This window comes from Chryseobacterium pennae, assembly GCF_003385515.1.
Taxonomy (GTDB): domain Bacteria; phylum Bacteroidota; class Bacteroidia; order Flavobacteriales; family Weeksellaceae; genus Chryseobacterium; species Chryseobacterium pennae.
This window is the reverse complement of the sequence record NZ_QNVT01000042.1, coordinates 1-14,583: the sequence shown is the minus strand read 5'-3', so window position 1 is coordinate 14,583 and position 14,583 is coordinate 1. Positions and strand designations below refer to the sequence as shown.

Annotated in this window: 11 protein-coding genes; 2 read left to right on the top strand and 9 right to left on the bottom strand. The window is 34.6% G+C overall.

From position 1 onward, the window contains the following. Positions 1 to 28: 28 nt before the first annotated feature. From DRF65_RS26720 to DRF65_RS26685, 8 genes are all read right to left on the bottom strand, one after another. A complete protein-coding gene (locus DRF65_RS26720) occupies positions 29 to 433 on the bottom strand; it encodes a hypothetical protein (protein ID WP_115973754.1) in 405 nt (134 codons plus the stop codon). Positions 434 to 761: 328 nt separating this feature from the next. Further along, on the bottom strand, positions 762 to 1,586 hold the full coding sequence (locus tag DRF65_RS26715) for a hypothetical protein (protein WP_115973753.1): 825 nt from the start codon (positions 1,584 to 1,586) through the stop codon (positions 762 to 764). Positions 1,587 to 1,674: 88 nt separating this feature from the next. Further along, entirely contained in the window at positions 1,675 to 4,503 is a 2,829-nt protein-coding gene (gene uvrA / locus DRF65_RS26710; protein WP_115973752.1) for an excinuclease ABC subunit UvrA, read from the bottom strand. 341 nt (positions 4,504 to 4,844) lie between these two features. Further along, complete coding sequence (gene bla / locus DRF65_RS26705) at positions 4,845 to 5,735, bottom strand: class A beta-lactamase, subclass A2 (RefSeq protein ID WP_115973751.1); 891 nt, start codon at positions 5,733 to 5,735, stop codon at positions 4,845 to 4,847. A gap of 111 nt (positions 5,736 to 5,846) precedes the next feature. After that, positions 5,847 to 6,776 carry a DUF3829 domain-containing protein gene (locus tag DRF65_RS26700; RefSeq protein WP_115973750.1) on the bottom strand — a complete coding sequence of 310 codons (930 nt, stop codon included), beginning with the start codon at positions 6,774 to 6,776 and terminating at the stop codon, positions 5,847 to 5,849. Positions 6,777 to 6,799: 23 nt separating this feature from the next. Then, the gene (locus DRF65_RS26695; RefSeq protein ID WP_115973749.1) at positions 6,800 to 8,683 is read right to left on the bottom strand and encodes a type VI secretion system baseplate subunit TssF; all 1,884 of its coding nucleotides are present in this window, start codon (positions 8,681 to 8,683) and stop codon (positions 6,800 to 6,802) included. 24 nt (positions 8,684 to 8,707) lie between these two features. Next, on the bottom strand, positions 8,708 to 9,148 hold the full coding sequence (locus DRF65_RS26690; protein ID WP_115973748.1) for a GPW/gp25 family protein: 441 nt from the start codon (positions 9,146 to 9,148) through the stop codon (positions 8,708 to 8,710). A 171-nt stretch (positions 9,149 to 9,319) separates the two neighbouring features. Then, positions 9,320 to 10,732 carry an APC family permease gene (locus DRF65_RS26685; protein WP_115973747.1) on the bottom strand — a complete coding sequence of 471 codons (1,413 nt, stop codon included), beginning with the start codon at positions 10,730 to 10,732 and terminating at the stop codon, positions 9,320 to 9,322. Positions 10,733 to 10,874: 142 nt separating this feature from the next. Here DRF65_RS26685 and DRF65_RS26680 point away from each other — a divergent pair, with 142 nt between their 5' ends. Next, the gene (locus DRF65_RS26680) at positions 10,875 to 11,390 is read left to right on the top strand and encodes a DUF4920 domain-containing protein (protein ID WP_115973746.1); all 516 of its coding nucleotides are present in this window, start codon (positions 10,875 to 10,877) and stop codon (positions 11,388 to 11,390) included. 193 nt (positions 11,391 to 11,583) lie between these two features. Here the strand turns inward: DRF65_RS26680 and DRF65_RS26675 are convergent, their stop codons facing one another. Then, positions 11,584 to 12,693: a M14 family zinc carboxypeptidase gene (locus DRF65_RS26675; protein WP_115973777.1), complete on the bottom strand. Its 1,110-nt coding sequence runs from the start codon at positions 12,691 to 12,693 to the stop codon at positions 11,584 to 11,586. 971 nt (positions 12,694 to 13,664) lie between these two features. Here DRF65_RS26675 and DRF65_RS26670 point away from each other — a divergent pair. Then, a complete protein-coding gene (locus DRF65_RS26670) occupies positions 13,665 to 14,201 on the top strand; it encodes a helix-turn-helix domain-containing protein (RefSeq protein WP_115973745.1) in 537 nt (178 codons plus the stop codon). Positions 14,202 to 14,583: the final 382 nt, after the last annotated feature.

Sequence of the window (14,583 nt, the reverse complement as noted above, 5' to 3'; positions counted from 1 at the left end):
TTTAACTAAAAAATTCTGCTTACAAATATTATCTGTTATGAATTTCAACAGTAACAGGCATCACATAGGTATAAGCCACCATATTGTCCGTCAATTTATTACGGTCTACTCTATAATCCAGATCGCTTAGAACCGTTTCAATTTCTTTACTTACCGTCTTACAATCACCTTTAGAATGGACATTCACAATTTTTCCGTTTCTGGCAATATCAAATTTTACAACTGAATTTACAGTTCCCTGTTTGTATTCAGGATTATCCAAATCAAAATTTGACATTAATTTATTTCTTATATCATTAAAAGTTTCGCTTTTATTCAGCTGAATGGCCTGAATTGTATTTTTATCTGTAGTTTGGGCTTTTGTTTGATTCATTACAGCTGCTAATCCGGTAATAAAAAGTGAAGCTATCAATATTTGAATTTTATTTTTCATAACTATCTGGTTTTAAATATTATAATATTTTTTTTTTATATCTCTTACTCAAAGTTATTAAAAATAATTCATATTAAATTTACTTTCAGTTAATATTCAGTTAACATTGAAATGTAACTAACTGATTAGCAGTTTTTTAAATTTTAAAAATAAATGAAAATTTAACATTGGACACTGAATTTCATGTTGAAATCTCTAAAAATTAAGCCTAATCATTCTCATTTTAATAGCGAATAGAGTGTATTATTAACAAAAAACCGCCTACAATAAGCGGTTTAGATTTTTTAGAATGCATTGAATGAATTAATTTGCTTTTACTGGTATTATATTAAAGGCATGGTAAACCAAGAAGGTCCATTTCAGAACTCCAAAGCAGATTTACTTTTCCTTTTGTTCCTATTTCGAAAACAGCTCTTTCCGGGAACTGACAATGAGAACCGGATTTTTTATCATACCATTTAAAATCGTCATAATAGGTAAAATATAGATTTTTATAGTTTCCGTAAGTAGTTGGATTGTAATTTCCAAAGCCATAATTATTTTCTGTACTTTCTTTAGCCGCTGATTTTTTGATGGATCGATTGATCTCTGAGTAGCTATTGTCATATTTCAACGGAATTTCTTTTTCTGAAGCAATAAGCGGATTCCCGATCAAATTTTTATCAACATTCAGAATATAAGCAATATAATCATTTCCACATTCTGTAGACTGGAAAACGACCCGTTTTATCGTACACTTCTGGAAAGACCTGGTCCCGTACACAAAATAAGAATCCTTCATTTCTTTTTTAAAGATATCCTCAAACCTTTTATTATAGTATAATGGACCTACAGATATTGTATCATAATATTTATAATCTTTCATGTCCTTTCCATATATCCATGGAATGGAGTCATTGGTGAGAAAATTTTCATATTTCCTTGATAATGGAACATCAGGATCACCAAACTGCACAGGAATGCAGATTGCTATATCCTTGCTAGTAAGCTGATATACTCCGAAGAGTGAATTTTTATCCAATTGATATTGCTCTTCATCTGTTTTAATGCTGTCCTTCTTTTGAACTGCAGCTTTGGTGGGTACAGGTACAGTTTTCTCTTTTTTACAGGATAAAAGAAATGGAAAGATGGAAAGGATGATATATTTTTTCATGATTAGGTTTAGGATTTGATTGGGGATAAAAATAAAAAAAGAATCTGCTTTCGCAAATTCTTTTGTATACTTAAATTAATGTGTTCTATTATAATTCTCTCTTCAAAAACTTCCCGGTCAAACTTTTTTTAGACTTTACAATCTCTTCCGGAGTTCCCTGTGCCACGATCTGACCACCGTATTTTCCTCCTTCCGGTCCTACGTCAATAATATGGTCAGCCAGTTTAATTACATCCATATTATGTTCAATAATGATGAATGAGTTTCCAAGTTCTACCAATTGATTGATCGCATCCATTAAGATTTTCACATCTTCAAAATGCAGTCCTGTTGTAGGTTCATCAAGGATATAAAGAGTATTTCCGGTTTGCCTTTTTGCCAGCTCGGTTGCCAGTTTAATACGCTGGGCCTCCCCTCCTGAAAGTGTTGTAGATTGTTGTCCAAGGGTAATATATCCCAATCCTACATCCTGCAGAGTTTTCACTTTAGCAAAGATCTTTGGAATCGACTGGAAGAATTCTACTGCTTCATCAATGGTCATATCCAACACATCGGAAATAGATTTTCCTTTGTAACGAACTTCAAGAGTTTCCCTGTTGAAACGTTTTCCGTTGCAGGTTTCACAATGAACGTATACATCCGGAAGGAAGTTCATTTCGATCACCTTTAATCCTCCACCCTGACAGGTTTCGCATCTTCCACCTTTTACGTTGAAAGAAAATCTTCCCGGTTTGTACCCACGGATCTTACTTTCAGGAAGCTCTGCAAAAAGATTTCTGATGTCTGTAAACATTCCGGTATACGTTGCCGGATTTGAACGTGGTGTCCTTCCGATCGGAGTCTGGTCTACGTCTACAATTTTATCGATATTGTCAAGACCTTCAATCTTTTTGTATGGCAAAGGTTCCTGAACCGCTCTATAGAAATGTTTGTTCAGAATTGGATATAATGTCCCATTGATCAGGGAAGATTTTCCACTTCCTGAAATTCCGGTTACCACCACCAATTTTCCAAGGGGAACATCCAGGGTTACATTTTTAAGGTTGTTTCCTGTAGCTCCTTTCAGGACAATATTTTTTCCGCTTCCTGCCCTTCTTTCTGCAGGAATTTCAATTTTTCTTTTCCCGTTGATATACTGAGCGGTAATGGTATCTGCTTTCAGAAGATCTTTTGGTTTCCCTTGCCAAAGTATTTCTCCACCGAATTTCCCGGCTCTCGGACCAATATCCAGTACCTCATCGGCTTCCAGAATCATGTCCTTATCATGTTCTACTACTAAAACTGAGTTCCCGATGTCTCTAAGGTTCTTTAAGGAATGGATCAGTCTTTCGTTATCTCTCTGGTGAAGTCCGATACTTGGCTCATCCAGAATATACAGAACATTCACAAGCTGTGACCCAATCTGCGTTGCCAGACGGATCCTTTGTGATTCTCCTCCTGAAAGGGTTTTTGAACTTCTGCTTAAGCTCAGATAATCTAAACCTACATCCAGAAGGAACTGAAGTCTGGTTTCAATTTCTTTTAAGATCTCATGAGCAATAATTTTATTTTTCTCAGAGAATTTATCTTTAACATCTGCCAACCATTCTTTTAAATCAGCTAAACTTAAACCATTTACCTCAGCAATATTTTTTCCGTCAATTTTAAAGCTTAAGCTTGAAGGCTGAAGACGGGTACCGCCACATTCCGGACATATTTCTTCCGTAGTGAAGTGTCTTTCCAGTAAAATAGCTTCATAAGATTCTCTTTCATCGATAATTTCTTCCATGAAAGCAATCAAACCATCAAAGCTGATCTTGATCTTTTTGGTAATTCCTGCATATTTCAGATCTTTGTTGAATTCTTTGTGACATCCGTTATAGATATAGTCTAAAGCTTCTTCAGGAATATCCTTTAGCGGTGTTGTCATTCCCAATCCAAAGATCTCCAGAACGTTTTTGATCTGCGCCAGAATCCATTTATTAGATTTAATATCTTCCAGCGGCAGTAAACCTCCCTGATTGATCGACAGTTTTGGATTATCAATAAAATAGTCTGTATTGATCTTTTTAATTGTTCCTAATCCTTTACAGTTTGGACAGCTTCCTTTCGGAGAGTTGAATGAAAATGTATTAGGTTCCGGTAATGCTAAGGAATGCCCTGTGTCTGCATCCATCAGGTTTTTGGAGAAATATTCTATATCTGTGCTTCCCAGTTTCTGAATTCCGATGATTCCCTCACCCATTTCCATTGCAGTACGCAGGGATTTTTCCATTCTGCCTTCGGAAGCACTTTCTCCGATGATCCAACGGTCGATCACGATATCAATATCGTGGGTTTTATAACGGTCAAGTTTCAGATCATATTCAATATCCTGTAATTCACCATCAATTCTTGCCTGTCCGTAGCCTTTTTTAGCCATCTGTACAAAAAGTTCATGGTAATGTCCTTTTCTGGAACGTACAACAGGAGCCATCAGCATGATCTTTTCCCCTTTATAGTTTTCTTTAATGGTATCCAGGATCTGATCTTCAGTATAGCTTACCAGTTTCTGCCCTGTAGACAATGAGTAAGCATCCGAAACCCTCGCATACAGAAGACGAAGAAAATCATACAGTTCTGTAACCGTTCCTACGGTAGAACGCGGGTTTTTATTGGTTGTTTTCTGCTCAATGGCAATAACGGGTGAAAGTCCTTCAATTTTATCTACATCAGGACGCTCCAATCCACCCAGAAACTGACGTGCATAGGCAGAAAATGTTTCTATATAACGACGCTGTCCTTCTGCAAAAATAGTATCAAAAGCCAGTGAAGATTTTCCACTCCCGGAAAGCCCGGTAATCACTACCAGTTCATTGCGCGGGATCTTAACATTAATATTCTTCAAATTGTGTTCACGTGCTCCGTAAACTTCTATATATTCTGTTGATTTGCTCATAATTTGGAGTGAGTTTGCCTGAAAATCACAACGTGCAAAATTACGGAATTTTTATGGAATTTATTTTATTCTGAAAGGGTTAAAATTTTTATAATATTACTTTATTTTATTTGATACTATAATAATATTTATATAAATGCTGTTGATAGGTTTTGCCTAAAACCAATGATTGATTATTATTGAAAAAAGGACTAAATCCAGTTTCTATTGAACTTATTTGCCCACAGATTACACTGATTTTCACAGATGATTGTGGAGATTATTATTCTTATGCTGATTGATAGCTTAAACAGCAGGTATCAGAGGATTAAAATTATGGATTCATCACTCATAGTTTTGGGTTATGGCTTGTTTATGTAGTATTCCCAGACTGCACTTCCTATATCTGCAATAATTTTTTCTGTGTCTTTCATTTCCTCATTGATGTTTTTCAGATATACAGATAAAATGAAATGTTTCCCATTAGGCAGTTTTGCAATTCCTACATCGTTCATGGCAGCTCTTATATTATCATCATTTCTTCCTGAAATTCCTGTACGGTGAGCCAATTCTGTTCCTGTTGGTAAGCCGGCCTTCATCCAGGTTAGTCCTCTTGAAGTTTCTACCATAATCTGATATAGATATTTTGTAGTTTCCTTTTTCAGAACTTTCCCTTTGTAGAATTTTTCTAACAGGTCTGTTGTAGCTAAAGGAGTTGATGTATTAATGAAATAGGATTCAAAGGTATTCATTTGCTGTTCGTTCAATTTTACAGTAAAATCTTTAATACCTTGCTGATTGATGAATTTCTGAACAACAGGAGCTCCACCGATAATTTTAAGCAGAATATCACAACCATTATTATCGCTATGGGAGACGGTATATCTTAATAACTGATCTAATGTAAGATACATATCTCCTTCCTTATATTCTTCCCTGATCGGGCTCCAGGTCTCAGGTAATAAATCTTCTTTTTTAATAAAAAATTTCTGATCCAGTTTCAATTTCCCTTTATCTACCTGGTTTAAAACTGCTAATGCAATATGGAATTTAAAAACACTCAGCATTGGCATTTCTTTATTTCCGTTAATACTCAAGGTATCATGATCTTCAATTCCTTTTACAGAAATTCCAACTGTTGCATTTTTTGTTGATATGATCGTTTTGATTTTATTTCGCAGATCTTGTATTGTCTGGCTTTTTAACTGAAAGCTAAAAATACAAAGAGATATAAAAAGTAATATTTTTTTCATTTAAACCGTTTAGTTTTTAATAGATTTTTATAAATAGAGTATAAAAAATGCCGTATTTTCTACGGCACATATTTTAAAATTGATTGTTGGTTATACAACAAATCAAAAAAGTTACTTTACAAAGATATTATATGCTCCCAATACACTTTCATACGATGAATCGATCTGCTGAATATCATTGTCCTGAATTTTGCTTTTCTCTTTAGCGTCCCGGATCAGTTTTCTGTACAAATCTAAAAAGTTAGAAGCATTTTTGTTGAAGCTTTCAAACTGAGGTTTTTTGTAGGAATACTGCTGATCTTTAACATCAAAATTTAGCTTAGAATTGGCTTCTACTGCTTTGGCAAATTCATCATACTTTTTCTGAGCTTCTGCCTCATTGAACTGCCCTGAATATTGTTTCTCAAGAAGGTCTATTACAGAATCCATTGAATTCATTACACTTTTGGAGGAAATAATATATTCTTTCATCGGATGATCCTTTAAAATAACCTCTTCCGCAGCATCTGTAGCAGGTTTGATCTTAAGCATAATATTCTCTCCTGCAGTATAGAAATCATTCACGTCACCCTCAATTTCTTTTCTGATGGCCTCTGCTTTTGCTCCTTTATCATCTTTATAATCTTCTGAAGTCATATAAGACTTAAGTTCTTCAACTTTTTTATCTATATTTTCCTTTTTACTCTTATAAATACTGAAGTCTTTTTCAATAGCCGCCTTCTCTTTATCAAACCCTGATGGAATTTCTTTAATCTTTGAAAAGGAATAATCCATTGAGGTTAATGTGATAGGCATTATCAATACATTTTCACCTTTTGATTTGGCTACTGCCGCATCTGCATATTTTAAGATTCTTTCAATATGTTTGGATGTACTTTTATAGGAGTCTATAAAGTTGTTATTAAAATCAATAACAGCATTTGCATCTGCCTCACCTCCCATGTTTAAAACTGCACTCCCCAGTTTTCCGGCACCTTTTTTACAGCTTACCACTGTAGCAGTCAAAGACAGGGCCATTGCAAGTACAATAATCTTCTTCATATTTTTTGTTTTAATTTTTCAACTTACATATCCTGGAATTCAACATCCTCATTGGTTACTTTTACCAGATATTCAATACCGTCTATTGCTTTTGCAATAATCTGATTTCTGGTAATGTTTGCCATATTTTCCCAGTATGCTCTTCCGTAGAAAGAATAATTCTGTGGAACAATCTCTACCTCAACGGTCCTTACAAAACCTTCTTTAGGTTTATTACTGATCATTGTTCCTCTTCTTACTCTTACTTCCCTCAACTCGTCTTTCAGGATCATCCGGCAATAGTTTTTTACATCTTCAAGGGAAATAATTTTATCTCTTGTTGTCAATGCATATTTATAAGCCTGAATACTGTCAGTCCCTTTTTGTTCTTCAGCTCCACCCAATGTTTCTGTAAGCAATACAACAGTTTGCGATTTCAGCTGATTGGAAAGTTCTGTTCCGGGGCGCATATGATTGGCCAGTGTACAATGTGTGATCCAGAAAGAGGCGTAGGTATGGTCTGTTTTTTCTACAGGTTCCATAATGACGTAATTCAGTTCCTGTCTGATATTCCTCTTCGCATTATTTACTTTCTGTACCATAGACTTCATCTTGTCTGACATTTCGCTGAGAACACCTTTTACATTGTCTCTGTTTAAAAGGGAAAATGCAGCAATCTCATCTCTTGTAAGCTCCAGAACATTGGCAATCATATCCACAGCATTTCTGCTGGTGAAACGCTCCATTCCGCCTTTTCTTACGGTATATAATCCTTTTTTAAGATCATCAGCTGGTGTAAATGGTATTTCAGTATATTTTCTTCCATCTCCGTCCTGAACCTCATCCACATATAAGAAATGCTCACCTTCATCTGTCACCAAAGGAATATTGTTCCCCATGATATCAAGGCTGTACTCAGTTTTTTTCCATCCTCTGTTATAGATTGGAAAGGCATTCAGTACAAATGAGAAGTTATCGAGAATCTCTGCTGAAAACTGTGGTGGGAATTCAAAAGTAAGCCATAAATAGCGTTTGTTGTCCAGATATTTTACAATCTCTTCTTTTCCTGCAAGGAAATCCAGGTTCTGAGGAAGTTGTCCTGGCTCTGAAAACAAACTGTTTGATAGTCCTGTGATTTCAATAAATTTATGACGGTAGATACTTTTAATATCTTCAATCACTTTACTTCGGATAGACTGTTCTTTAAACATCTGCTCATAGCCATCCGGGGCACTTTCTGTAAGATAACTTAAACCTTCTCTTACAAACAAAGGATTACCGTTACTTGATACGGTAATATAAGGTAACAGTTTATACACAAAATCCAGATGTTCGAATGCGGGATTGGAGCAGAATATGCTCATGTATTTAGGAAAATATTCACTTACATATTTGCTTACATCAACCCCTACGGTAATTTTTCTGTAATCTTCCGGTCTGCCGTTAAATCTTGCAATAGGAATTTTATTGAATCTGTCATCAATACTGTAGCAGGTGTTTCCTACAAACATAATTGAAGTGTGAACTTTATTAATTCTCACATTCCCTACCGGAGTAAAAGGAATATTCAGTTGTTTATCCGATTCCGATTTTACTGTGGAAGTCATTTGTTTACGGAAGAAAAACTCCGTGTGCTCCAATAAAACTTCGGTAGAATCATAAGGCTGTGTAAATGCAACAGCATGAGCCGGAATAGGATGAGTATAAATGGATGGAGTTAACAGCTTTGCCAGTTTTTCAAGAATTCGGGCATTAACTGTCTGTATTTCATTATTCGCTTTGAAAACTTCTGTACTGAATGCATCAATTAATAGTTTTACAAATGGATCTAAAGACTGTGGGCTTTTCAATCCCCATACTTTAGTTGCATTCTGCAGCATTCTTGCTTTTACAGATTCTTTGGAATAAATATTCTGATCTAGGTTCATAATTTTTTTTCGCTGTTAAAAATATTAATCAATAGACATCGGGCTCAGGAACAGTTCTGTTGAAAAACTGAAACGATCTCCTGTTTCCTCCATCTTGGCATTGATGGCAATTCTTACTTTCTTTTTGATTTCGGTGTGTTCTTTGGTATCGTAACTGTGTTCTACAAATTGGATATTGGCATCGATCTGCGGCTGTACAATTCTTGGTTCATATTCCTGAATCTGCTTTCTCAGACTTTTAACAAAAACATTTTCCCAGATGGCACTTGTTACTCCATTGTCGAATTCCAGGTTCCAAACATCGTTTCCATAGTTTTCATCATATCTGTTCTCTCCTTTTTTGGTAGTGATCAGCAGCATAATATTGTGGGCAATACTTTCCCCCATATCGCAGGTATCGATACTTCCTCCTTCGGTCATTAAAGTCGATGGCACAAAGGGCATTCTGTAATTTGGTGTATCCATAGCTTCTTGTTTTTTACTTCATGGTTCCGCTTCTTTAAAAACGAAATACCAAAATACACATTTTCACTTAATAATTGTTATAATAAATTAAAATATTATTCAAAAACCAGGGCCTTCAAACTGAATTGAAAGCCCTGAAACCATTATCTATATTGAATTTATTCTCTTAATTTACTGATCGCCTTTTCTCCGGTTGATGAAATAGTATACCGGAAGCCCTAATAATACCAGTACAAATCCAGGCCATGTATATTGCTGCTTATATATTAATAATAGGATACAGAAAACAGTTCCAATGATAAGGTAGATGATAGGCGTCACCGGGTATAACCATGTTTTATAAGGTCTTTCCAAAGCAGGCTGTTTAATTCTTAAATAAATTACTCCGTAAACAGTAATCATATAGAAAAGAACGATCACAAACGAAATCATATCCAACAGGTTTCCGTATTGCCCGCTCAGGCATAATAAAGAAGCCCAGATTCCCTGCATCCATAATGCATTTTCAGGTACTTCATTTTTATTGTTTTTTTCTGCGGACTTAAAGAACATTCCGTCTTTTGCCATTGTTTGAAAAACCCTTGCTCCGGCTAAAATCAGCCCATTATTGCAGCCGAAAGTGGATATCATTACCAATAAAGCAATAATAATAGTTCCGGCACTTCCAAAAATATTCTGAGAAGCAGCAACAGCAACCCTATCATTAGTTGCAAAGGCAATACCATCCCTATCAAGTGCATTTAAATACACAAAATTAACGGCTATATATAAAATCATCACGGCAGAAGTTCCGTAAATCATTGATTTTACAACATTTCTCTTTGGGTTCTCAATTTCCCCGGAAACAAACGTTACACTTTCCCATGCTACAGAACTGAAAACCGAGCCTACCATTGCAGCTGCAATACCTCCCATTAAAGTCATGCCACCAATAGGTTCCCAGCCTTCTTTCAGGAAATTTCCGCTCAGATCTTTTTTCAGGTTGCTAAATGAATCCATTCCCAGACTGAAATTTTCAGATAAATGAGAGAAATCAACCAGAATAAATCCGGCAGCAATAAGTCCCAGTAAAGCTAAAATTTTAGATCCTGTAAATAAATTCTGCAAAAACTTTCCGCTTTCTACCCCTCTTGTGTTAATATAAGTAAGAAGAAGAATGACTGCAATGGCTAAAATCTGTATCCATGTAATCTTGAATTCTCCACTTTGGATAAGAGGTGCTGCATCATTAAGTGAGGGCACCAGATAGGCTGTAAACTTACCGAAAGCCATGGCTACGGCTGCAATTGTTCCCGTTTGTATCACAGTAAACAACCCCCAACCATATAGAAATCCCATTCTTTTACCGAAGATCTCTTTCAGATAAGTATATTGTCCGCCAGCCTTTGGAAACAGAGCGGAAAGTTCGCCATAGCTTATCGCTGCGGCTACAGTCATAATTCCGGTTATAATCCAGACAACAATCAGCCAGTAGCCGGAGCCCAGATTACGCATCATGTCAGCGCTTACAATAAAGATTCCACTTCCGATCATAGATCCCATTACAAGCATAATGGCATCCCATAGTTTCAGTTTTTTCTGCATAGTCAAGTATAGGCGTCAAATATAAACAAATCTACCTTTCATTTTTAATTTTATTAAAATTTCACGCAAGCACCTATTTATTATTAATTTTTATCGATTTATGATTCAATATTAATTAGTATTTTTGAAAAAAATATTAAACATGAAATTTAAAGCTATTCTATTTGCGGTGGCTGTAAGCGCTTCTACACTTGCATTTGCTCAGGAGACCTCACAGAAGAAATTTTCGCCGCCAGCAGGCAATGCCTTAGTGGGAGACACCTACGGAGCGGCAGTTGCTGCTAATACAGAATCCAAAGCTATTACAGTAGATAAACTGGGAAAGAAACTTAAAAAAGAAAATAAAAAGCTGGAAAATATAGCTATCAAAGGAAAAGTAACCGATGTATGTGAAAAAAAAGGCTGCTGGCTGACTATTCAGACAGATGATAACTCTCAGTTTTTTGTAAAAATGAAAGACTATGCCTTCTTTGTACCAACAGCTTTAAAAGGTAAAAATGTAGTTCTGGAAGGGAATGCTGAAAGAAAAGTAATTTCCATAGATGAACAAAAGCATTATGCTGAGGATGCTAAGAAACCTCAATCTGAAATTGATGCTATTACACAACCTAAAGAAGAAATAAGATTCCTGGCAAGCGGAATTAAGGTAGTAAACTAAGATTTTTACTAATTGAATAAAATATTAAAATCTCTTGCTGATTTTACAGATTACACAAATTTGAAAAATTAGGAAAAAGATAAACCTATAATGTATCATTTTGGAAGAATCTGATCTATAAATAGTATTAAGTTTTTATTCATAGAAATTAAATAAAAAGCAATTTCGGCAACCCAAAGGGTTGCCGAAATTTTTAATCTTCTATTTTAAAATCCACTACTGCATCCAGCTTTGGATATTTATTGGCAGAAATAAATTTCTTTCCCGTACAGTCTATTTCCAGCCAGCCTTTTCTTTTTTTAACATCACCAGCTTCCATCACAAATGGAACAAAAGAAATCTCGTTTTTCCCTTCCTCTTTCATTTCTCTATATTGAACTGCAATATCTAAAATGCATTCATGTTCCGTATTCAGTTTTACATTTCTGTAGATAATATCGTAATGGGTTTCCCTGTTCTCGGGGATATCAAGATAAGTTTCCCAACCTGTGATATCCGAGTTCAGTTCACTGATTGCTTTTAATGCATAATATAAAGCAATCGTATAAAATTTTCTGGTACCCTTTCTGGTATAATCATCTACAAAATGACCACCTTCAAATAATATAGTAGGCATTCCCGCTTTTATAAAATTATCTCCGGTAGAAGTAGGATAGAATTCATCAGAATATCTCCCGATCTGATTAGGGATCATTTCTTTTAAATAATCATAAACACTTCCGATTACAGCCATACATTTTTTTCGGTTTTCTGTAACTGTACGTTCTATGTTTTCAGAAGGTGCCAAAAAAGAAAGCGTAGCCGGATGAATACCGTCAGTAGTAAAAATGGTTCTCTGTTCATGAAGGTTTAAAGCATAATCATATTTCTTTGATTCTGCTGCTTTTTTCAGAAACTTAATCTCCTTACTAGCCTCGTTATGGAAATCGCGATTAAGATCAATATCCACGGCATTCAATCTTGTCCATTTTTCAGACCCGTCAGGGTTCAGCATAAAGATAAAGTCCAGTCTGATTTTACTGAATAAATCCTCCTTCATTTCTGGAGCCTTATCAAGGGTTGTTAAAAGATCAAGCATCGCGTGCGTTGCATTGGATTCATTTCCGTGCATTTGTGACCAGGCCAATATCTGAATGCTTCCGGTTCCGATGCTTAATTGATAAATAGGTTTCTCTAAATAGGATGTTCCGATCTCCTGAATATAATCGCTGAGATTTGTCTGTAGGTAAGAAAATAATTTTTCAGGAGAAATATAGCGATTTGAGAAATCGGGATTGGGAGAATAAATGTGTTCAAAGTTCATTGCTGGAAAATAATTTACTGGAATCAAATTTAACCATTTTGAGGCAAAAAATAACCATTAACATCTGTAAACAACATGGAAACAATAAAAATTGATGAAATTTTTGTAAACAGATTTCAATTTACAAAAGTTAAAAATAGAATTTTACTCGTTTCCTGCCTATTACCATCTGTAACATTGTTAAACAGCCTGTATGGACAAAATGTCTGTTGATAAAATTGTGGATTGCGAATAATTCAACCACAAATATTTAAAATACTTAAATTCAACAAGTTATAAAATTCATCTAAACAGTATTTATAAGAATACTTTAAGTGATAAAACCCTTGTTTCAGGCCAAATGGGTATGCTTTTTTTAAACACGTAAAATGTGGAAAACAATATTATTTATTCTTTTATACAAATGTAAAAAGGTAGAAGAATTTTAAAATAGCATGAAAGTTTAGCTTAAATTGATTTTCTTGAGAGTTTTAAACTTAACCAAAAATTAATTTGCCCAGCATGAGAAATTTATCCCTCAATTATCTTAAAAAATGACATCAAATTGGGTTTTACATAAGTAATTTACGGATGTATATCTGTTATAATCCTTCCTATATGGTACTATAACGATGATTTAGGTTATTTGCTACTCTATTTTCAAATGTATATCGGATTAGTTATGTAAATAGAAATATCGTAACATAACTCAAACAGAAAATGGCCTATTATAGGCTGAAATTTACATTTATAATCACCTTATCCAAGGTTGTTTAATGAAAATTAACTGCCAGGCATTATTCTAGGATAAATGAAATTTAATATATACAGTATTATAATACATTTGTAATCTATATGTAAACATATAAAATACAGTTAATTATAGCTTATTTACATTTGTATATTAAAAATATTTACAGTTATTTACATTTGTATTTTGCTTTTGTAAATTTTATAAGTTACATTTGTAACATAATTAAAGGCTTATTTTTATGAGTTTAAACGAAAGAATTTCAAAAGTTATAGAGTACTCCCAATTTACCCCATCTGAGTTTGCAGATGAGATCGATGTACAGCGTTCCTCAATTTCGCATATTACATCCGGAAGAAATAAACCGTCACTAGAGTTTATCATAAAAATAAAATCCCGTTTCCCCGAGCTTCTTTGGGACTGGCTGGTCACTGGTGAAGGTGAAATGCTGAAATCAGAAGTCCCGGAAATAAAAATTTCTGAAGAACAGCCTGAAGAAGATCAGGTAAGAACAACACCTCTACCCGATCTTTTCACCATGATGAATGATGATGATGAATTCGGAATAGATGAAACCGAAACAGAACCTGCTCTGACAGCTTCTGGAGAATCGGTTATACCAACACCAGATAAAGCTGCTGAAAAAATATCGGATTCTCAGCGATTAGAAACTTCACCTGAACAAATATTAAGTCAAGTTATTGGTAATCAATCCAATAAAATAAAACGTATTGTTCTCTTCTATGAAAATGGAAAATTCGAGAGTTTCGAGCCTTAAATTTAGATAATATTACTCTACATAGCTGTATTTTTTAATAGCCACGGATGCACGAATGAAAAAGGGATTCGTGCATTCGTGGCAAAAAACATCCTGTAATTGAGTTAAAAATTATTGATTTTTTACTCCTTATAATATAATCTTTACAACACATTTTCCTCTTATTTTAGCTTCAAATTATACAGATTTATGACTTATAGTCTATCCTTAATCTATGGAAAAAGGAGAAGTTTTTATCTGTAGTTTTTATTGTAATAAGGGTAAATTTCAATAGACACGGATGATTTTATTCGTGTATTCTAAGACATATGCAAATTATATCTTGTTAAATTTACAAAAGGTTCCTCTCTTTTTACCACAGCAAATATTCTATAGATCAGTT